The sequence below is a fragment of the Kitasatospora sp. NPDC022785 genome (assembly GCF_055561295.1).
On the sequence record NZ_JBVHHB010000006.1, the window covers coordinates 275,742 to 295,450 of the forward strand.

Consider the following 19,709-nt stretch of genomic DNA (forward strand, 5'->3'; position numbering starts at 1 on the left):
CTCGCTTTGATGCTTCCGATCGCGGATCGGTTGTGCGAGTGAGTGGCGAGGGGCGTCGGGCATGAGGAGCGGGGACGGGCCGGGACGTGCTCCCGGACATCGCCTGGGGCGGCAGTTCGGGTGGCTCTGGGGAGCCTACGGGACCAGCGCGCTCGGCACGTGGCTCGCCTTCGGCGCCCTCCCGCTGATCGCCGTCCGGGTGTTGCACGCCGGGCCGGCCGAGGTCGCCGCGCTCTCCTGCGTGGGGGCGGCGGTGGGCGCGGTCGTGGCGGTGCCGCTCGGCCCGTGGGTGGAGTTCCGCCGCAAGCGGCCGGTGCTGATCGCGATGGACCTGGTGCGGTTCGCGGCGCTGCTGACGATCCCCGCCGCGTTCGCCCTCGGTGTCCTCACCTTCCTCCAGCTCCTCCTGGTCTCGGTCGTCGTCGCGGCGGCCGACATCACCTTCCGTGCCGCCTCCGGGGCATATCTCAAGGCGCTGCTGCCGGCCGAGGACCTGCTCGTCGCAAACGCCCGGTTCGAGTCCACGGCCTGGACGAGCACCATCATCGGACCGCCGCTCGGCGGCGCCGCCATCGGGCTCCTCGGCCCGGTGGCGACCGTGGCGGCCGACGCGGTCAGCTACCTGCTCTCCGCCCTGGGCATCCGCGCGACGGGCGGGCACGAGCCGCGGCCCGCGCGCCGGGAGGCCGCCCGCATGCGGCCCGGGGAGCTGCTCGACGGTTGGCGGTACATCCTCGCCGACGCAACGCTGCGCGCGCTGCTCCTCAACACCGCCCTGTTCAACGGCCTGGTGATGGCCACCGAGCCGCTGCTGGCCGTCCTGATGCTCGGCCCACTCGGATTCGCACCGTGGCAGTACGGCCTCGCCTTCGCCGCACCCTCGATCGGCGGCCTGCTCGGCTCGCGGCTGGCCCGACCGCTCGCCACCCGGTTCGGGCAGCACCAGGTCCTGGTCGTGTTCGGCGCGCTGCGCGCCCTCTGGCCCGTCGGCCTGGCCTTCCTGGGGCCGGGCACCGCAGGACTGCTGCTGGTGACGGGGGTCGAGTTCGGGCTCATCTTCTGCTGCGCGGTCTTCAACCCTGTCCACGCCACCTACCGCCTCCAACGCACCGCCACCGACCGGGTCACCCGCACGCTGTCCGCCTGGGCGGTGACGACCAAGGCCTCGACCGCGCTCCTGACGGCCCTCTGGGGCGTACTGGGCGCCCTGCTCGGCCCCCGCACGGCCATCGGACTGGCCGGCGTGCTCCTGTTGGCGACCCCCCTGCTGCTCCCCCGCCGCGCGGCGGTGCTCCTCGCCGGGCCGGAGCCCGAGGCGGAGCCGGAGCCGGCACCGAGCCGCGCCTGACGGGCCGGATTCGCGGCCCCGGGCCAACGCCGGCCCGGATCCGGGTGGTCGCCGCCGCCACCGCCGCGGCGACCGCGGCGGGAGCGGATCCGGCGACCTCGGATGCGGCGGGGTGTGCGTCAGCCTGCCGGGCCGGCGTCGGCCCGTACCACCCCCGGTCGTCCGAAGTCGGCGCCCGGGCGGTGCCTCTCGCAGAGCCACCCGCCGGGGTAGAGGCGGGCCTTGGCGCCGCACGGCGTCGTGCCCGCCGAGCAGACGCCCGGGCGCAGCGGGGCCACGGGCGGCCGCTCGGGGCGCACCGGTGCGGGTGCGGCGATGGGCGGCACGGCGGTGAGCGGCACGGCGGTCGGCGGCACGGCGGTCGGCGCCGGCCTGAGGGGCTCGCCCGTGTCGCGTGGCGGGCGGGCGTCGTACCGGCGGTGCCGGCGCTCGGCCCGGTCCAGGACGCACTGCACGCCCCGCCGCCCGCGCGGGGTGGCGTGCGGCGGGTGGGAGCCCGTCGCACGTCCGGCGTCAGGGTCGTCAGGGTCGTCAGGGCCGGCAGCGTGGTCGGCGAGGACGCCGCCGTTGGCGAGGAAGGTGTCCCGGTCGGTGGTGGAGGCCCAGAAGCGGTGCAGCCCGCGGCCGGTCCTGAGGGTGAGCGGGACGTAGGCGCCGCGGGCGATGTCCCGGACGAGGTCGTCGAACTGGCGGCCCCTCGGGTCCCAACGCGGGTGGTGGTGCCTGCAGTTGCCGCTCCCCCGGGGCGGGCAGGACGCCGAGGTGCGGTCGCACCGTTCCAGTGTGAGGGCGCGGACGCCGCCGCGGACGAGCAGGTCGCGGCGGTCGCGGATCGCGGCGGCCGGGAGGTTGTCGGTGCGTGTCCAGTGGACGGCGTCGATCAGCGGGGCACCGGCGTCGACCGTGTGCCAGACGGCGGTGATCCCGGCCGCGCGGGCGGCTGCGTCGCGTTCGCGGGCCGTTCCGGCGGCGAGGTAGGACAGTTGGGGCCGGAACCCGTACCGGCGACCGCCCGCACCGGTGACCAGCACCTCGGGCCGGCGCCTGCCCGGTCCGCCGGCCGCCGCGACCTCGACCCGGTGGCCGTCGGCCTCCGCGGCCCGCACGTACCGCTCCCGGTACGCCTGGTGCGCGTCGCTCTCGAAGTAGTGGTGGCGGCGGACCGGATTGTGGTGGGCGGCGATCCGGAGCCCGCCGCGTTCGTAGACGTACATCCATTCGGGCCGGTCCGGCCGGTTCTCCAGGCAGTCCGGGCAGTACAGGCCGCGCTGTTCGACGGGCCTGCGGTCGGCGAGCAGCTGCTGCCACAGGCCGGGATGTGCGGGGTGTCCGAGGTCGTCACGGTCGAGGTCGAGAACCGCGCCGATGCGGGAGCAGAACACCGGGTTTCGTTGGGGGAGTTCACCGTCGAAATTGTCCATGGCATCTCATTTCTGCCATCAACCACCGAGGTAACGGGCCTGGCCTACGGGCTCCCAATGCCCCGTCGGCCAGGAAAACCAACGTGCCGACCGCCGTAATCCTTCCGGGTTCCCCCCACCTGCCGGGGATTGTCCGGAAACCGACCCGCGGCCGGACGCAGCGGAAACTCCCGCCCCATCAGCAGCACGGAATGGCTTTCCCGCGCCGCCGGCGAAATGAATCGCGACGGACGCCCACCGGCGGCCGAAGCGGGCCCGGGCGTCGAGTGTGAGACGTCAGGCACGACGAGCCAGCGAGTCAGGAGACGCCCCAGGCCACCTGGAGGGTCCCGGAAGGGGTGCTGCTAGCCTGCTCTGCATGATCGGGAAGGGCCCCAGAGAGCGAATGTCCAGCGTGCCGGCGGCAAACGGTCCACAGCGGGCTCTCATCATCTCGAGCTTCGTCAGTCGGGTGGGCAACGGACTGTTCAACAGCGCTGCGGTGCTCTACTTCACGCTGGTCGTGCACCTTCCCGCCGCACAGGTCGGTCTCGGCCTCACGATCGCCGGGCTGACCGGGCTCCTGGCCGGGATCCCGGCGGGGAATCTGGCCGACCGGTACGGGCCGCGCACGGTCTGGCTGACGACCCTCGCGATGCAAGCCGCGACGATGACCGCTTTCGTCTTCATCCACAGCTGGGTCACGTTCACGCTCATCGCCACCCTGGACCGGCTGGCAGCAACGGCGAGCGGCGCCGCGGGCGGTGCGCTCATGGCCCGCGTCGGCGGCGAACGCCCGGCCGCGTTCAGGGCGAGACTCCGCACGTTCGTCAACCTCGGTGTGGTCCTGGGCACCCTCGGCTCCGCCTTCGCCGTCTCGGTCGACACCCGCGCGGCATACACCGCGCTCATCCTCGCCAACGCCGCCAGCTTCGCCTGCGCCGGCCTGATCGCCCTGGTCGGCGTCCCGAACTACCAACCCCTGTCCCGGCCCCGGGAGCACCACGGCTGGGCGGTCCTGGCCGACCGGCCGTACGTGTCCTTCGTCGCGCTCTACGGCGCCATGGGCCTGCAGTACCAGACCGTCTCCCTGCTGCTGCCGATCTGGCTCTCCGCGCACACCGACGCGCCCCGCTGGACCGTGGCGGCGGTCTACGCGGTCAACAGCGGGGTGTGCGTGCTGCTCCAGAGCAGGATCGGCTCCCGGGTGGAAACACCGCGCCAGGGCGGCCGGGCGTTCCGCCTCGCCGGGCTGCTCTTCCTGGCCAGTTGCCCCTTGATGGCCCTGACCGCGGACGTTCCGGCCTGGGTCGCGCCAGGGCTCGCCGTCCTCGCCGTCTGCGTGCACAGTCTCGGAGAGGTATGGGAGTCGTCGGGCGGCTACACGCTCGCCTTCGGTCTCGCCCCCGACCACGCCCAGGGGCAGTACCAGGGCCTCTTCGGCATCGGCTTCGGCGCCGGACAGGCCTTGGCCCCGGTGGTCCTGACGGCAGTAGTCCTCGGACTCGGACACGCGGGCTGGCTGCTGCTCGGCGCGTTCTTCGCGGCTCTGGGGGCGGCAGGCCCGCCGGTGGCCGCGTGGGCGGAGCGGACCCGTCCCACGAGCCAGGACACGGCCGGCGCTGCACAGGGCCGGTCAGGCGAGGCCCCGCTGCTCGACGCCAACTGATGTGCGGTTCCGGGGAGTCCACTGGTGTCCAGTGGTCATGGGCAGTCAGCGCACGGTGTGCGGTCGCGAGGGAGTCCGGCTCTGTCCTCACACACCGACGTTGGATTCCGTCCCCTCGTCCGTGGAGGCGATCCCTCTGGCCGGTGTCCATGTGGAGCGCTTGCGGGCCAGTTCCTTGCCCTCCAAGGGCAGGGCCTCGGCGACCAGCAGTCGCGGCAGTAGGTCCGGTTCCAAGGTCATCGCACGGAAGACGAGTGCGACGGTCACGTCGTGGTCGGGACGGTGCACGATCTCGACCGCGTCCTCCGCGCGGATATCGCCGGGTTCGATCACGCGAAGGTACGCGCCGGGCCGTGCCGCCTGCGTGAAGCGCTTGATCCAGCCGTCGCGCTCCAGCCAGCCCTGGAAGGTGGCACACGGGATCCGCGCGCACGACACCTCCAGGACGACGTCCGGCCCGATCCGCCAACGCTCACCGATCAGGGCCCCGTTGACGTCCAGGCCCAGGCTCGTGAGGTTCTCCCCGAAGACGCCGTTCCGAAGCGGCCTGCCCAACTCGGCCTCCCAGGCGTCGAGGTCCTCGCGCGCGTAGGCGTAGACGGCCTGGTCGACGCCGCCGTGGTGCTTCACGTCGTACACCCGGTCACCAAGGAGGCCGACCTCGCCGCTGCCCTTGGGGCCAGGCGCGGTGACGGGGACCGGGCCGTGGACGGGCTGCTTGTCGATTCCCGTCGCGTTCAGGCCCTTCCACGGGTTGGGCCGGGGCCTGCCGACATTGACGGAGAGCAGCTTCATGAGAGGTGACGGTACGGGTCCGTCAACGCTGCCGCGACTCATTTCCCGGCCACGCGGCACATCCGACGACGGGGGCCGCCAGGAAGACCCGATCGAGAGGGCCACGGCCGGCGGCCGCCCCTGGCCCTGTGCTGCTCAAGCTGACCGGATCCAGGGTGCGCGGGCAATCCCAGGCTCGCCGTCGCCGTCGCCGACCGACTGGACGGGACCGTGGTGCATGAGTTCGACGAAGTCGGTGTTCCGGTCCCTCCGATTCCTCCCCACTGGTGAAATCGCATGACCGGACTGTGGGGCCGCCGCGCGCTGGAGTATCAGACCCGTGGAATGGACCTGCTGCTGTCCGGGAATTCGCCGCTGGGCGAAGTCCTGGCCCCCTCAGCCCCGTTGCTGGACGGGATTGCCGTATGCCCGATCGACGTCGCCGACCAGGTCCGGCGCGACCGGCTCATGCGAGGCTGGACGGACGAGACGCCGCGCCCCACCGACCACCACGCGCGATCTGCTTCTGAGACACGCCTGGTCGGTCCTTGCGGTCGGCGTCCGACGGGGCGAAGCGGGCGACCAGGTCGCCGGCGGTGAGGCGGTCCAGCGACTCGGGGGCGGCGTCGAGCGGCCCGGGGTAGAGCCGGTACGCGGTGCCCGAGAGCTGTTCCGGTGCCGGGATGTCGCCGTCGACCAGCGCGACCAACGCCCGCCGCCGGGCGAGCAGTCGGGCGAGGTGCGCGGGCGCGGCGGGATACGCGTCGTCCGGGTCGCGGAGCGTGCGCAGGCGCGCCGCGAACTCCGCGGCCGGCTCGGCCGAGCGGCGGCGCCAGACTCGGACCCCACGGCCACCGCCGCCTCCCGCGCCACCGCCGTCCCGGTCGCGGACCACGACCTCATCCGTCGACCCGGCGGCCAGCGCGCCGGCCAGGTCCCACAGGGTGGCGCGGCTGCCCGGCGAGAAGTGGGTGAGTACGTCCTCGCTGAGGCGGCCGACCTCCTCGTGGTAGCGGCGGACGCTGTGGAAGCCGCCGTCGGCACCGGTGTTGAGGTCGGTCCAGGTGTACCGGCGGTCCGCCAAGTCGATGATCATCGGGACGCAGACCTTGGCGTCCCCGGCGAGGTCGAGCCGCTGTCTGACGGCCTTGGGGTCGTAGTGGCCGGTGCCACTCCCGGCGCCTTCCCCCAGTTGGAGGAATCCGGCGAACGCGTCGGTGAGTTGCTCGAACGCCACGTCGTTGTAGCTGAACACGATCATCACCGCGTAGCGGGAGCCGTCCGCCGCGAGCCGCGCGAGGTCAAGGTCGACGAACTCGGTGGCGCCGTGCGGCGGGGGCGCGCTGACGTAGTCCCCGGAGTGGACGGCGGCGCGGTCGCCGTGCACCAGTTGGGTGTAGTCGCAGAGCCCCGTGAAGCGCCAGTCGGCGTCGTACAGCGCGAGCGACAGGTCGAGGTCGACGCGCAGGTGCTCGGGCTGCATCCAGTGCAGGAAGAGCCGCAGCCGGTCGCCCCGGGGCAGTCGCTGGCGGCTACCGCGCGGCACGCTGACCAGGGTGCGGGCGGCGGCGCGCTCGGCGAACGGGGCCACCAGGTCGTCGAGGCCCTCGTCCAGCAGGGCCACGTCGTACCGGTCGCCTGCGGCCCGGCGCAGCAGCTCCGCCTCGATCAACGCGCAGACCTGGCCGCTCAGTCCGGCCGGCACCACGGTGCCGTGGTCCTCCTTGGCGTGCGCCAGCGACACCGTCCCACGGGGGAAGTACAGCCGCCGCTCGCCCTGGGTGCGCGGGCCGCGAAGCCGCCCGTACGCGCCGAGCAGCGGACCCGGAGCGACCCGGCCGAGCGCGGGCCCGACGGTGCGCAGCAGCTCCTCGGGGAGGGCGGCACCGGGCGCGGTGGCCGCGTGCACCCGCAGGACGTGGTGGAGCCGCCGGACCAGCTCGCCGGGCCTGCGGGCCAGCACCCGCACGGCGGCGGTCACGTCGCCGGCCGCGAGCCGTTCCTCGACCTGCCCGGCGAAGCCGGTGAACGCCAGCCTGGTGCGACCGGCTGTCTCGACGGCGCGCAGCGGAGCCGGTGGGTCGGTGAACTCGGCGCCCAACGGGTGGTGTTGGAGATCGTTCTCGCGCAGCAGGAAGAAGGCCGCCGCGACCGCGGGGAAGCGGCCGCGGTGTTCGAACGGGTGCAGCAGCTCGCCGGCCCGCAGCCAGGCCGACCGGTGGCGGCGCAGGTCCTCGGCCAGCGCGGCCGGGCCCATCGCGTCCAGGATCGCCAGCAGTTCGCGGCGCAGCGGCCGGGACAGGTTGCGCAGGCGCAGCCGGCGGGCGGTGGCCGGCAGGAGGTCGGGCTCGGCGCCCGACCAGGCCCAGAGCAGCCGCAGGACGTCCGTCGCGGTGTCGATCCGCTCGGCCAGGACGGGCAGGGCGCGTTGCCCGTCCCGGCGCAGCAGGGCGGCCAGCACGGTGGCCTTGGACTCGCGCAGCGGAATCTGCGCGGGGAGCCGCTCGGCCAGGTCGTCGGGAGCGTTGGCGAGCAGGGCTGCGAGGTCGTCACGGTCCTGCGGGGACAGCGGGGTGCGGCGCGCCAGCAGCCGGTCGAACTCGGCCGTGGCCGCGGTGAGACCGTCGTCCTCGATCAGTCGCAGCGGGCGCAGGACCTGCTCGCCGCCGAAGTCCTCGGCGGCCTTGCGGCCCGCCCGGTTGTCCTCGCCGAGGAAGGGCTCGGCGCCCAGCGGCGTGCCGCAGACCGGGCACTGGCCGCCGCGCCCGTCGGCGGCCAGGCCTTCGTGGCAGGCGGCGCAGAGCAGGTGGGCGCAGAGGGCCAGGGCGCCGATGCCCGCCTCCTCGGCGGCCTTTCCGCAGTGCGCGCACGGCTGGCGGGGCTGGTTGAGCAGGAACGCCCGGATCTGGCGGGAGTAGGCGAGGTGCGCGTGGTCGGGCACCGCGTCGGGGAACCGGCGGAACAGCGCGAGGTGGCGGCGGTCCGCACCGAGCAGGTGGTCGATCCGGGCGAGCAGCCCGTCACCCACCTCGGCGAGCCGGACGGGCGCGAGCCGTGCCAGCGCGGAACGCAGCCGGGCGGTCAGCAGGTAGCCGCGCCCGGCGAGGTCGGCGTCCAGGGCCACCAGACCCTGGACGCTCCACGGATCCGCGGCGGGGAGCTGGTCGCCGGGCGGTACGCAGACCGAGCCGCGCCGGCGGAGGAGGAAGCAGTCGAGGTCGACGTCGACGATGGCCGAGGCGACTCGGGGCATACGAAAAGGTCCCCCTGGGAGATGGAAGAAGAGGAGGGGCGGAAAGGGGACGCGCTGACATTGTCAGGGTGTGGTGGAGAAGGAAGCGCGTCGCGGAGCCGCCCGCTGCGCCACCATAGCCGAGCGGATCCGTGGTGCCCACCGATTAATGCGCGGCCCTCGCGGCGGCGCAACCGCCGCGCCTCCGGGGCCCGTTCACGAGTCTGGTGGCACGCCGGATCAGGCGGCGGCGTGCTCGGGCCCGCGGCTGGCCCGGCGGCCAGGCCGCCCAGGCCGCCCAGGCGGCGATCCGGTCGGGCCACGGCGGGTCAGGGCACGTCGGCCCAGGCGGCGGCGTGCTCGAACCACGGCGGGTCAGGGCACGTCGGCCCGGGCGGCGGCGTGCTCAACCGTGTTGGATCAGCCGGCCAGGACCACCGTGGCCGGGGTGGGGGCCGGTGCGGCGGGCGGCGCCTCCTCGGCGAGGCGGCGGTGCTCCTGGGGGGTGAGGCCGCGGACCCGTTTGAAGGCGGCGCTGAGGGCGAAGGCGTTGCTGTAGCCGACCCGGCGGGCCACCGAGGCGACGGTGTGTCCCGGGTCGCGGAGCAGGTCGGCGGCCAGGGCCAGCCGCCAGGTGGCCAGGTAGGCCATGGGTGGTTCGCCGACCAGCGACGTGAAGCGGCGGGCCAGTCCGGCACGGGAGACGCCGACCTCGGCGGCCAGCGCGGCCACCGTCCACGGACGGGCCGGGTCATCGTGCATCAGCCGCAGGACGGAGCCGACGACCGGGTCGTGCTGGGCCCGGTACCAGGCAGGTGCGCCGCTGTCCGGGGCGGCGAGCCAGCTGCGCAGCACGCCGACGACGAGGAGGTCGAGGAGGCGGTCCAGGACCAGCTCCTGGCCGGGCTCGTCGCGGGTCAGTTCGGTGGTCAGAAGGCGGACCAGGGTGTCCTCGGTCGAGGCGGCGTCCTCCCCGGCCGGGCGGATCAGCAGGGTGGGCAGGTGGTCCAACAGCCGCCGGCCGATCTCGTGTTCGGCCTGGTACGTGCCGGAGAGCAGGACGGAGTGGTTCTCGTCGCCGGGCCGGACCTCTCCCCAGGTGCGGACTCCGAGGGCCATCGAGGCGGAGACGTCCGCGCCGTCGCGCGAGCAGGCCTGGCCCGGGCCGATCACCACCTGCACCGGGGTCTCCGGGGTGTCGGCGACGGTGTAGGGCTCCGGTCCGCGCACGATCGCCACGTCGCCGGGACGTAGGAGCACCGGGGCGCCGCCCTCCGGCAGGATCCAGGCGTCCCCGCGGACCGCGGTGACCACCGCCAGCGGCGCGCCGTCCTCGATCCGCAGGGACCACGGCGGGCTGAGGATCGAGCGGAGCAGGAACGCGCCCCGGGCCTTGGGGCCGTCGAGCAGGCCGGTGAGCGTGTCCATGGGGTAATCCTAGACGCGTGGACATGGATTGACGCGGCGTCATTTGAGAGAGTCTTGAGAAGTCGGGCGGGCAGCGCCCGGCCGTCCGGTGGATGATCGGCAGAGCAACTGCCGTCGGTGACGACGCGGGTGCGCGGCAGGGCCGCCGGCAGCGACGCCGCGGCCGCAACGCCGCCGGCCGGAAAGAGGGATGAGCCCGATGGAACTGTCGCGTGTGATCGCGCTCGTGGCCGCCACGATCACCACCGGACTGAGCGCGGGGCTGTTCTACGCCTACGCGTGCTCGGTGATGCCGGGCCTGCGGGGGACGGAGGACCGGACGTTCATCGACGTGATGCAGCGCATCAACGTGGCGATTCTCAACGGGTGGTTCCTGCTGGGCTTCGTCGGGGCTCTGGTGACCACGGCGGTGGCGGTGGCGCTGCACCTGCCGGCCGACGGGCACCGGATTCTGCCGGCGGTGGTGGCGGCACTGGTCTTCTATGCGGCCTCGCTGGTGGTGACGCGGGTGATCAACATTCCGCTGAACGACGCGCTGGCCGCCGCCGGGGAGCCGGGACGGATCGCGGACCCGGCGGCGGTGCGCGGCCGCTTCGAGGCGCGGTGGGTGCGGTGGAACGTGGCCCGGGCGCTGCTCTGCACGGCGGCGCTCGGGTGCCTGTGCTGGGCGCTGGTGCTGCACGGCAACGCGACGGGCTGAGCCCGCCCGGGCCAGTTCTCGCCGAATTGGTCCAGACCTATTGACGTTGTGTCAGGGGCGCTCCTACGCTTCCCTGCGATCGCGGTACGCGCCCCGGGCACCCCACGCCTGTCAGGGCCGTGACATCCGCGGTCGGGCTTCCCGCCGACCACCCCCACAGTCACTCGCCATGGCCCTCCCCCGCACCGGCCCCCGCACGGGCCCACCGGGCCATGGCCGGAAAGGGAGCACACGTCATGATCCGACGGACCGTACGGCTGCTGGGCGCCGCCCTGGCCCTCGCACTCGCGGCGCCGGTGAGCGCCGCCACCGCCGCCTCCACCGCACCCGGCACCACCACCCCCGGCACCACCGCCCCCGCAGCGGCCGCCGGGCCCGCCACCGCCGGCAACACCGCCGCGGGTAGCACCTGCGCGGTGAAGTCCCGCCCCACCGGCAAGGTGCTGCAGGGCTACTGGGAGAACTGGGACGGCGCGGCCAACGGCGTCCACCCGCCGCTCGGCTGGGTCCCGATCACCGACAGCCGGATTCCCGCGCACGGGTACAACGTCGTCACCGCGGCCTTCCCGGTGATCCTCTCCGACGGCACCGCCCTCTGGCAGGACGGCATGGACAGCACCGTCAAGGTGCCCACCCCCGCCGAGGTGTGCCAGGCCAAGGCCGCCGGGCTCACCGTCCTGATGTCCATCGGCGGCGCCGCGGCCGGCATCGACCTCGGCTCCAGCGCGGTCGCCGACCGCTTCGTGGCCACCATCGTGCCGATCCTCAAGGCCAACAACTTCGACGGAATCGACATCGACATCGAGACCGGCCTGGTCGGCAGCGGCAGCATCACCAGCCTCTCCCCCTCCCAGGCCAACCTGATCCGGATCATCGACGGCATCCTCGCCCAGATGCCGGCCGGCTTCGGCCTCACCATGGCCCCCGAGACCGCCTACGTCACCGGCGCCAGCATCGTCTACGGCTCCATCTGGGGCGCCTACCTGCCGGTCATCAAGAAGTACGCCGACAACGGCCGGCTCTGGTGGCTGAACATGCAGTACTACAACGGCAGCATGTACGGCTGCGTCGGCGACTCGTACTCCGCCGGCACCGTCCAGGGCTTCACCGCCCAGACCGACTGCCTCGACAAGGGCCTGACCGTCCAGGGCACCACCGTGAAGGTCCCGTACGACAAGCAGGTGCCGGGCCTGCCCGCCCAGCCCGGCGCGGGTGGCGGCTACATGACGACAAGTCAGGTGGCCCAGGCCTGGAACACGTACGGCAGCGGGGCCTCCGGCAAGCTCAAGGGCCTGATGACGTGGTCGCTGAACTGGGACGGCTCCAAGAACTGGACCTTCGGCAACAACGTCAAGTCGCTCCAGGGGCGTTGATCCGGCCGCGCACCCCGGAGCGCGACCGGCCCGCGCCCCGACCGCAGCCCGGCACAACACCCGGAAGAACGGCCCGAAGCCCCCGGCGGCGCTCAGCGCGTCGTCGGGGGCTTCGGGCCTTTCGGGGGCCTCGGGGGCCTCGGGAGCATCGGGGGCGTCGGGGGCTTGTCGCGCAGGGGGGCCAGTTCGCGGGCGAGGGTGGCCACGTCCAGCGCGATCCGCCGGGCGATCTCGCGCGACCCCGCCGCCGCGGGCAGCCCGCGGCTCCAGGAGCGAGCGTGCGCCGGACCGTCGTGCGCCATGTGGAAGTTGAGCCGCAGCGCCCCGCCCAGGTCGACCAGGCTGATCAGGAAGTGCGTGTCGGACAGGTCGATCGTCACCTCGTTGCCGATGCACGAACAACCGACGAGATCGCCTATCTCCTCCTCCGCAAGGTACTTGGCGAGCGGGATCGCCCTGCCCTCCACACGGAACGGTCGCAGTGCGGGATTCACGGTGGCTGCCGCCCCTTCGCCGGGTCGTCGCTGTGCCCGCCATGATTCTAGAACCCACCCTGCCCGGCCAAGTCACCGGCACCCCACCGGACTTGGGCGACAGCACAGAGGGGGCGCAGAGGGAGCACGGCGACGCGCAGGGGCGCGACCCGGCCCGGCCCCCGGGCGCCGGTTCAGCGCGAGGCGCGGGCGTGCAGGAACAGGGCACGGATCAGCGCGGCCAGACCCGCCGTGCAGAGTGCGGTGCGCAGCATGTTGGTGGCCACCCAGGTGGACTCGAACCGGGCGCGCACCGCGGCGAAGTCCGCGATCTGCGACGGGTCCCCGGCCTGCGCCAGTTCGTTGTTGAGCGGGATGTTGACGGCCATCGTGACGATCAGCGCCGCAAGGTAGAGCAGGGTCGCGGCGCCGGCCCAGATCGCGGCGGTGCGGCGCCCGGCGCGGTACTGGAGGTAGGCGGCGGCTCCGGTGACCGCCAACGCCCCGACGAAGACCAGGCCGAAGAGGCCGTTCCCGATCGCCTTGTTGATGTTCTGCATCGCCGTGACGTACGTCCGGTCGTCGCCCTTCGCCAGGCCCGGCATGACGGACACGTCGAAGGCGAAGAAGAGGCCGGCCATCAGGCCCATAGCCACCGCGGCGGTCGCGAGCAGCGGTCCGGCGGCCCGGGCACGGCCGTCGGCCGCCGACGGGGCGGCGGGGGTGGCGGCGGAGAAGGCGGGGGCGGTGGTCTGGTCGTGGCGCATCGGGGTTCCTTCGGTCGGACGGCGGTGGGGCAGGCGGGCGGGAGGGCGGGGGCCGACCCGGGCGGCGGCCCGGGACGGCGGCCCCGGGCATCGGTGAGCAGCGGTCCGGCGCCGGCGACGGGGACCTCGTACGGTCCCCGGGCCGGGGCAGGGGGTGGGTCAGGCGTCCCAGACGCCGGTGGCGGCCGCAGCACGGGCGAACTCGGCGAAATCCCTGGGTTCGCGGCCCAGCGCCCGCCGGACACCGTCCGACAGATGGGCGTTGCGGCCGTCGAGGATCAGCGTGAACAGTTCGGCGAACTCGCCCGGCAGCCCGGCCACGGCCAGCACCGCACGGTACTCCTCCACGGTGACGGCGGTGAACCGGATCTCCCGCCCGGTGGCAGCCGACAGCTCGGCCGCGACGTCGGCGAAGGAGAGCAGACGCGGCCCGGTCAGCTCGTACACCCGGCCGTCGTGGCCGTCCTCGGTCAGCGCCGCCACCGCGACGTCCGCGATGTCGTCCGCGTCCACGAACGGCTCGACCGCGGCTCCGGTGGGCAGGGCCAACTCCCCTGCCAGGACCGGCTCCAGGAAGAAACTCTCGTCGAAGTTCTGGTTGAACCAGGCGCACCGCACCACGGTCCAGCCCGTGCCGGCCCCGCGGACCGTCTCCTCGGCGGCGCGGGCCGCCTCCTCGCCGCGGCCCGACAGCAGGACGAGCCGCTCCACGCCGGCCTTAGCCGCCAGCCGGGAGAAGGCCCCGACCGCCTCGACCGCCCCCGGGAACGCGAGGTCCGGGTAGTAGGAGAGGTACACGGCCCGGACCCCTTCCAGGGCCGGCGCCCAGGTGCTCTCGTCGTTCCAGTCGAACGGGACTGGGGCGGTGCGCGAGCCGATGCGCACGTCCCGCCCGCGGGCGGCCAGACGCTCGGCCACGCGTCGGCCGGTCTTCCCCGTCCCGCCCGTCACCAGGACGAGGAGGCCGGCGGGGCCCCCGGGACGGGCGGCGGGGCGCTGCTGCGCGTCCTGCGTGGTCTCCGTCGTCTGCACGGTCTGCGTGGTCTGCGTGGTCTGCGCGTCATCCGTCATGGCAACCAGTCAATTCCACCGCGGGCCGGCGGACCATAGCCGCCGAGCTCAGCTCCATACGCACGCGTCTACGCGGCTCCGGCTCAACGCCGCTCCGACTCGGCACCGCTCCGATTCAACCTGGCTCCGGCTCAACGCCGCTCCGGCGAGCCGCCCACGCGCGGTGGCGCCGGCCGAGCGCCGTCGAACAGGCCTTGAGCGACCTCCGACCGGCCGTTCCCCGACAGCACGCGCCCCGGTCGGCCGCCCGGTCAGACCTGGTACTGGTACGGGGTCATGGTGGTCAGGACGGCGAAGCCCAGGCGTTCGAGGATCGGACGGCTCTGGTCGGAGGCGTCGACGCGGAGGTACTCGTAGCCGAGGTCGGCGGCGATCCGGGCACGGTGGGCGACCAGCGCCCGGTAGACGCCGCGCCCCCGCCAGTCGGCCAGCGTCCCGCCGCCCCAGAGGCCGGCGAATCCGGTACCGGGGTGCAGCTCCATCCTGGCCGAGCACACCGGGATCTCGCGGCCGTCCTGGTGGGCGACGGCGAGGTGGACGCGGAAGGTGTCCGGGCTCTCCGCGAGCTGGGCCAGGATCCGTCGGCCCAGCCGGGTGCCGTCGGTGCCGAAGGCCTGCTCGTGGACGGCGACCACCTGCGCCACACCGGCCTCGTCGGTGACCTCGCGCAGCTCGATCCCGGCCGGCGCGTCCGTGGCCGCGGTGCGGCGGAGGACGTCGGCGATGTCGGCGACCAGCAGGGTCTCGCTCTCATCCGGGGTGAAGCCGGCGGCCGACAGCCGGTCGGCGAGATCGCCCGGCCGGTCGTGGGCATACAGCGTCCACTCGAAGTCCTGGCCGAGCCCGGTGTAGTGGCGCACCTGCTCGGCGATCGCGGCGTCGGCGCTCCCGGCGTCGAGGTCCGACCAGACGATGCCGTTCCAGACGCTGTCGGGCCCGGTCCGGCGCACCACGTCCGCGGTTCGCTCGATCCGGGCGGCGGGGGTCTCGGGCTGGGCGCCGCGACGCATCCGGGCGTCGAGGAGGGCGAGCAGCTTGTCATGATCCGCATTCATGCGTGCACCTCACCACCCCCGGGACCATCAGGACAAGCGAATTCCGCAGGTGCGGCCCGGTTGGGCCCGCCGCCCGGCCCGGGCCTCGACGGGCTGCCAGGCGGGGCGGCCGAGTGGGGCGGCCGGGCGGGCGGGCGGGTCCGGTCACCGGTACAGCCTCGACGGCCTCAGCGACTCCGGCCGTGGTCAGCGGCCTGATCAGCTTCGGCAACGTCGGCGGCTCCAGCGGCCACGGCGACCGCGGCGGCTCCAGCGGCCACGGCGGCCACGGCGGCTTCAACGGAGGGTGGCGGTCACCACGGTCGCGTCGAGGTCCTCGCACCAGGAGAGGACCGCGTCCAGCCCTGCCGAACCGGCGACGGCGAGCGCCTCGGGGGCCTGGCGTTCGCTGGTCTCGAAGAGCAGCGACCCGCCGAGTGCCAGCCACTGCGGTGCCTCCCCGGCCACCCGGCGCAGCACGTCCAGGCCGTCCGCGCCGCCGTCCAGTGCCGGGCGCGCCTCGTGCACGCGGGCCTCCGCGGGCAGCAGCTCGATGTCGGCGGTGGGTACGTAGGGGACGTTCGCCAGCAGCACGTCCACCCGGCCGCGCAGGGAGGTGGGCAGCGGCTCGAACAGGTCGCCCTGGAACACCCGACCGCCGACGCCGGCCAGGTTCCGGCGGGCACAGCCGACGGCGGCCTCGTCGACGTCCGCCGCGTACACCTCGACCGGCGTGCCGACCACGGCCGCGAGCGCGGCGGCCAGGGCGCCGCTGCCGCAGCAGAGGTCGACCACGAGCGCGCCCTCGGGCGTCAGCCCGGCGGCCGTCCGGACCAGGAACTCGCTGCGGCGCCGGGGCACGAAGACACCCGGGTCCACCGCCACCCGCAGACCGGCGAACTCCGCCCAGCCGACCACGTGCTCCAGCGGGCGCCCCTGCGCGCGGGAGCGGACCATCACCGCCAGCTCCGCCGGCGTCGCCGCGGCGTCGAGCAGAATGCGCGCCTCGTCCTCGGCGAACACACACCCGGCCGCGCGCAGACGGGCGGCCACGGACGAACGCAACAGCGAAGAGGAAAAAACAGACAAAGGAGAAACCCCTCAAAGACCAGGCAGAAGAAACCATCCGCCAGGGCTCCCCGAGGGACTGTCACCGAACCGGCACGGCACCGTCAGAGGTGCGGCGCCACGCCGTCACGGCCGTTCCCGGGGAGCACCCGCTCCGACACACCGGTAATGGGTCTCACCTCCCCGAGTCCGCAGTCACATTCGGCGCGGCAACCCTACCGCACCCCCGGGCAGCCTCACTTCCCGGCGGCGGGCCCGGCCGGGGTGGTATCCAGGGGTGATGACGACCTCCATCGATTCCGGCAAGCCTCCCTTCGACGCCGTGCTGTGCGACATCGACGGCGTGATCCGCTTCTTCGACCACCGCGAGACCGCCCGCCTCGAACACGCGGCGGGCCTGTCCGAGGGCGACACCGCGCGTGCCGCCTTCGGCCCCGGGGTCGTGGAGCCGTTGGTCAGCGGTTCGCTCACCCGCGAGCAGTGGGCGCAGGCCGTCGCCGAGCGGCTTGCCGCAGACGGCGTTCCGGCGGGTGCGGCCGCCGAGCTGGCCGCCGCCTTCACACAGCCGACGGTCCGGGTGGACGCCGCCGTGGTCGACCTGCTCCGCCGGGTCCGGGAGCGCTGCACCGTCCTGCTCGTCACCAACGCCACGCTGTGGCTCGACGAGGACCTCGCCGCGCTCGGGCTCGCCGACCTCGCCGACGGGGTGGTCAACAGCGCCCGCGTGGGCGCGGCCAAGCCCGACCCGCAGATCTACCGGATCGCCGCGGACCGGGCCCGGACGACCCCCGGCCGCTGTCTCTTCATCGACGACCGGCCGGAGAACGTCGAGGCGGCCCGCCGCCTCGGCATGACCGGGCTGCTCTACCGCGAGCCCGCCGACCTTCGACGGGTGCTCACACCCCTCCTCGGCCTGGCACCCGAAGCCGACCCGCGCTGAGACCACCCCGCGCCCCTGTTCCGCGCAGCGCCGGCCGGCTCCCGTCGCAATCGCCTCGGGTCGGGGCAGCCTGGTCGGCCGCCCCGGCTGCCCCGGCTGCCCCGGCTGCCCCGGCTGCCCCGGCTGCCCCGGCGCCCGGCATCACGATCGTGGCGGATTCCGCAACGGTCCGGGAAAGGCGGCCATACCGCTGGGGACGGCCGTCATCGCCGCCGCGGTGGCGCGGCCGACGCCCCGTCGTCCGGCCCGGCCGGGCCGGCGGGCCGACGCCGTTGGGGGGCGAAGCCGTCGGCAGAGTCCTCAGGCCAGGTAGTCGGCGACCAGCTCGGCGAATTCCTCCGGGGTGACGATCCGGATCCCGAGCTCCTCGGCCTTGGCCCGCTTGGATCCGGCCTTCTCACCCGCGACCAGCAGCGTGGTCCGCTTGGACACCGAGGAGGAGGCCTTGCCACCCGCCCGCTCGATCAGCTCGTTCACCGCATTGCGGGACAACTCCGCCAGTGGCCCGGTCATCGTGCCGGTGACGACGACGCTCTGGCCGGCCAGCGGTGCCGGCGCCCCGGTCTCCTCCTCCGCGCCGGACCCGTCGGCAGTGCCGGCGGCGATGACGGCGGCGGCGGGCGCGGTGACGGCGGTGCCGACGCCCTGGGCCGCCAGCCGGTCCAAGAGTCCTGCCACGTCGGCCAGTTCGGCGACGATGACGGCCGCCTTCTCCACCCCGATGCCGTCCACTCCGGCGAGCGCCTCGGCGTCGGCGGCCCGGATGGCCGTCATGCTGCCGAAGTGCGCCGCGAGCCGGCGGGACATCGTCCGTCCGGTGCCTCGGATCCCGAGGGCGCAGAAAACCCGGTTCAGCGGCTGGGAGCGGGCGGTCTCGATGGCGGCGATCAGGTTGTCGGCGCTGGTGTCGCCCATCCGCTCCAGGGAGAGCAGCTGCTCACGGGTGAGGGTGAACAGGTCCGCGAGGTCGGCGACCAGACCGGACTCCACCAGCTGGACGGCACGGGTGCCGCCGAGCCCCTCGATGTCCAGCTGGTCCCGCCCGGCGGCGTAGATGATCGAGGCGACGGCCTGGCAGCCGCGGCCGCGCACGCAGCGCCACCGCTGCTCGGAGGCGTCGATGGCGTCACCGCAGCGCGGGCAGGCCGCCGGGAAGGCGATCGGCTGCTCGGCGCCGGTCCGCTCGTCCACCAGCGGCGCCTCGACCCGCGGGATGACGTCGCCCGCGCGGTAGACGAACACCTGGTCGCCGATCATCAGGCCGCGGCGCTCGATGTCGGCCGGGTTGTGCAGGGTGGCGTAGGTGACGGTGACACCGTCGATCACCACCGGCTCCAGGACGGCCCGCGGCGCGATGATGCCCGTCCGGCCGACGTTCCACTCGACACCGAGCAGCCGGGTGACCTTGTGCTGCGCCTGGAGCTTGCGGGCGACCGCCCAGCGCGGGGCACGGGAGCCGGAACCGGCCTCCTCCTGATCGGCGACCGCGTCGGCCTTCACCACCACGCCGTCGATGCCGAACGGCAGTGCGGCGCGCAGGGCGGCGATCTCGTCGATCCGCCGGCGCACCTCGTCCAGCGTGGTGCAGCGCCGCGGGCGGGCGACGGTGCTCGCCGCGGTGTTGGCGCCCAGCCCGGCGAGGTGGGCCAGCAGCTCCCCGTGGTCGAGCCCGGGCAGGCCGACCGCCCCGTACGCGAAGAAGGTGAGCTCGACCCGGTAGGGCCGGTCCTTGGCACGCAGGGTGCCGGCGGCGCCGCTGCGGGGGTGGGCGAACGGGGTGGCGCCGTGCTCGGTGCGGACGGCGTTGGCGTGCTCGAACTGCTCCTGGGTGAGCAGCACCTCGCCGCGCAGCTCGAGGTCGATCGGTTCGGCGAGCCGGGCGGGCAGGCCGAGGACGGAGTCGGCGGCGTGGGTGATGTCCTCCCCGGCGAGCCCGTCGCCTCGGGTCAGCACCTGGGCCAGTCGGCCGGCCCGGTAACGGGCGGCGACCGCGAGCCCGTCCAGCTTGGGCTCCACACACCAGGCCGCGACCGGCCGGCCCAGCCGCCGCTCCAGCCCGGCCGCCCAGGACTCCAGCTCCTCGGCGGAGAAGACGTTGTCGAGCGAGAGCATCGGCACCGAGTGCGGGACGTCGCCGACCGCCGCGCCGCCCGCGACCTTGCCGGTCGGCGACGCCGGCAGTACCTCCTGCGGGTGCTCGGCCTCGTACGCCTCGATGGCGCGCACCAGGGCGTCGTACTCGTCGTCGCCGAGCGGGGTGGAGCCGTCGGCGTAGTACGCGGCGGCGGCGCGCACGGCGGTGGCGACGGCGTCGGCGTAGGCGTCCGGAGACGCCAGGGCAGCGGGAGAGGCCATGGTGGCTGCGTCCTTCATACCGACCATCATCGCGCCGGCCACTGACAATCGAGCTGGAGTGCGAGCCTCGGCCGGCG

At 74.1% G+C, this 19,709-nt stretch carries 15 protein-coding genes; 5 read left to right on the plus strand and 10 right to left on the minus strand.

Annotated elements, in window-relative coordinates; genetic code table 11:
- The first annotated feature begins 61 nt into the window (after window positions 1-61).
- Complete coding sequence (locus ACZ3YO_RS12980; protein ID WP_465568648.1) at window positions 62-1,348, plus strand: MFS transporter; 1,287 nt, start codon at window positions 62-64, stop codon at window positions 1,346-1,348.
- Between the two features lie 119 nt (window positions 1,349-1,467).
- Here the strand turns inward: ACZ3YO_RS12980 and ACZ3YO_RS12985 are convergent, their stop codons facing one another.
- Window positions 1,468-2,769 carry a hypothetical protein gene (locus ACZ3YO_RS12985; RefSeq protein WP_465568650.1) on the minus strand — a complete coding sequence of 434 codons (1,302 nt, stop codon included), beginning with the start codon at window positions 2,767-2,769 and terminating at the stop codon, window positions 1,468-1,470.
- Window positions 2,770-3,220: 451 nt separating this feature from the next.
- Between ACZ3YO_RS12985 and ACZ3YO_RS12990 the strand changes: the two genes are divergently transcribed.
- Complete coding sequence (locus ACZ3YO_RS12990; protein WP_465568653.1) at window positions 3,221-4,417, plus strand: MFS transporter; 1,197 nt, start codon at window positions 3,221-3,223, stop codon at window positions 4,415-4,417.
- A gap of 87 nt (window positions 4,418-4,504) precedes the next feature.
- Here ACZ3YO_RS12990 and ACZ3YO_RS12995 read toward each other — a convergent pair whose 3' ends face one another.
- The 3 genes from ACZ3YO_RS12995 to ACZ3YO_RS13005 all read right to left on the minus strand — a co-directional run bounded on the left by ACZ3YO_RS12995 (window position 4,505) and on the right by ACZ3YO_RS13005 (window position 9,851).
- On the minus strand, window positions 4,505-5,212 hold the full coding sequence (locus ACZ3YO_RS12995; protein WP_465568656.1) for an MOSC domain-containing protein: 708 nt from the start codon (window positions 5,210-5,212) through the stop codon (window positions 4,505-4,507).
- Window positions 5,213-5,657: 445 nt separating this feature from the next.
- Complete coding sequence (locus ACZ3YO_RS13000) at window positions 5,658-8,444, minus strand: MXAN_6230/SCO0854 family RING domain-containing protein (protein ID WP_465568659.1); 2,787 nt, start codon at window positions 8,442-8,444, stop codon at window positions 5,658-5,660.
- A gap of 399 nt (window positions 8,445-8,843) precedes the next feature.
- Complete coding sequence (locus tag ACZ3YO_RS13005) at window positions 8,844-9,851, minus strand: AraC family transcriptional regulator (protein WP_465568662.1); 1,008 nt, start codon at window positions 9,849-9,851, stop codon at window positions 8,844-8,846.
- Between the two features lie 199 nt (window positions 9,852-10,050).
- On the opposite strand from ACZ3YO_RS13005, the gene ACZ3YO_RS13010 reads away from it, so the two are divergent.
- Window positions 10,051-10,551 carry an anthrone oxygenase family protein gene (locus ACZ3YO_RS13010; protein WP_465549668.1) on the plus strand — a complete coding sequence of 167 codons (501 nt, stop codon included), beginning with the start codon at window positions 10,051-10,053 and terminating at the stop codon, window positions 10,549-10,551.
- A gap of 236 nt (window positions 10,552-10,787) precedes the next feature.
- A complete protein-coding gene (locus ACZ3YO_RS13015; RefSeq protein WP_465568666.1) occupies window positions 10,788-11,924 on the plus strand; it encodes a chitinase in 1,137 nt (378 codons plus the stop codon).
- Window positions 11,925-12,016: 92 nt separating this feature from the next.
- Here ACZ3YO_RS13015 and ACZ3YO_RS13020 read toward each other — a convergent pair whose 3' ends face one another.
- From ACZ3YO_RS13020 to ACZ3YO_RS13040, 5 genes are all read right to left on the minus strand, one after another.
- Window positions 12,017-12,418 (minus strand): hypothetical protein, encoded by a 402-nt coding sequence (locus ACZ3YO_RS13020; RefSeq protein WP_465568669.1) that lies wholly within the window; start codon window positions 12,416-12,418, stop codon window positions 12,017-12,019.
- A gap of 173 nt (window positions 12,419-12,591) precedes the next feature.
- Window positions 12,592-13,164, minus strand: a complete 573-nt coding sequence (locus ACZ3YO_RS13025; RefSeq protein ID WP_465568672.1) for an anthrone oxygenase family protein — start codon at window positions 13,162-13,164, stop codon at window positions 12,592-12,594.
- Window positions 13,165-13,323: 159 nt separating this feature from the next.
- Window positions 13,324-14,235, minus strand: coding sequence for an NAD(P)H-binding protein (locus ACZ3YO_RS13030; protein WP_465568674.1), 912 nt, complete (start codon window positions 14,233-14,235; stop codon window positions 13,324-13,326).
- 251 nt (window positions 14,236-14,486) lie between these two features.
- Entirely contained in the window at window positions 14,487-15,290 is an 804-nt protein-coding gene (locus tag ACZ3YO_RS13035; protein ID WP_465568676.1) for a GNAT family N-acetyltransferase, read from the minus strand.
- A 276-nt stretch (window positions 15,291-15,566) separates the two neighbouring features.
- Window positions 15,567-16,322, minus strand: a complete 756-nt coding sequence (locus tag ACZ3YO_RS13040; protein ID WP_465568678.1) for a putative protein N(5)-glutamine methyltransferase — start codon at window positions 16,320-16,322, stop codon at window positions 15,567-15,569.
- A gap of 295 nt (window positions 16,323-16,617) precedes the next feature.
- Between ACZ3YO_RS13040 and ACZ3YO_RS13045 the strand changes: the two genes are divergently transcribed.
- Window positions 16,618-17,277, plus strand: coding sequence for an HAD-IA family hydrolase (locus tag ACZ3YO_RS13045; RefSeq protein WP_465568681.1), 660 nt, complete (start codon window positions 16,618-16,620; stop codon window positions 17,275-17,277).
- A 300-nt stretch (window positions 17,278-17,577) separates the two neighbouring features.
- On the opposite strand, the gene ligA is transcribed toward ACZ3YO_RS13045, so the two are convergent.
- Window positions 17,578-19,659 (minus strand): NAD-dependent DNA ligase LigA, encoded by a 2,082-nt coding sequence (ligA, locus tag ACZ3YO_RS13050; protein ID WP_465568849.1) that lies wholly within the window; start codon window positions 19,657-19,659, stop codon window positions 17,578-17,580.
- Between the last annotated feature and the right edge of the window lie 50 nt (window positions 19,660-19,709).

What these genes read in the sequence shown, in the direction of transcription:
- ACZ3YO_RS12980 (WP_465568648.1), top strand. Translation starts at nt 62, where the DNA reads ATGAGGAGCGGGGACGGGCCGGGACGTGCTCCCGGACATCGCCTGGGG.
- ACZ3YO_RS12985 (WP_465568650.1), bottom strand. Translation starts at nt 2,769, where the DNA reads ATGGACAATTTCGACGGTGAACTCCCCCAACGAAACCCGGTGTTCTGC.
- ACZ3YO_RS12995 (WP_465568656.1), bottom strand. Translation starts at nt 5,212, where the DNA reads ATGAAGCTGCTCTCCGTCAATGTCGGCAGGCCCCGGCCCAACCCGTGG.
- ACZ3YO_RS13000 (WP_465568659.1), bottom strand. Translation starts at nt 8,444, where the DNA reads ATGCCCCGAGTCGCCTCGGCCATCGTCGACGTCGACCTCGACTGCTTC.
- ACZ3YO_RS13005 (WP_465568662.1), bottom strand. Translation starts at nt 9,851, where the DNA reads ATGGACACGCTCACCGGCCTGCTCGACGGCCCCAAGGCCCGGGGCGCG.
- ACZ3YO_RS13010 (WP_465549668.1), top strand. Translation starts at nt 10,051, where the DNA reads ATGGAACTGTCGCGTGTGATCGCGCTCGTGGCCGCCACGATCACCACC.
- ACZ3YO_RS13015 (WP_465568666.1), top strand. Translation starts at nt 10,788, where the DNA reads ATGATCCGACGGACCGTACGGCTGCTGGGCGCCGCCCTGGCCCTCGCA.
- ACZ3YO_RS13025 (WP_465568672.1), bottom strand. Translation starts at nt 13,164, where the DNA reads ATGCGCCACGACCAGACCACCGCCCCCGCCTTCTCCGCCGCCACCCCC.
- ACZ3YO_RS13030 (WP_465568674.1), bottom strand. Translation starts at nt 14,235, where the DNA reads ATGACGGATGACGCGCAGACCACGCAGACCACGCAGACCGTGCAGACG.
- ACZ3YO_RS13035 (WP_465568676.1), bottom strand. Translation starts at nt 15,290, where the DNA reads ATGAATGCGGATCATGACAAGCTGCTCGCCCTCCTCGACGCCCGGATG.
- ACZ3YO_RS13045 (WP_465568681.1), top strand. Translation starts at nt 16,618, where the DNA reads ATGACGACCTCCATCGATTCCGGCAAGCCTCCCTTCGACGCCGTGCTG.
- ligA (WP_465568849.1), bottom strand. Translation starts at nt 19,659, where the DNA reads ATGGTCGGTATGAAGGACGCAGCCACCATGGCCTCTCCCGCTGCCCTG.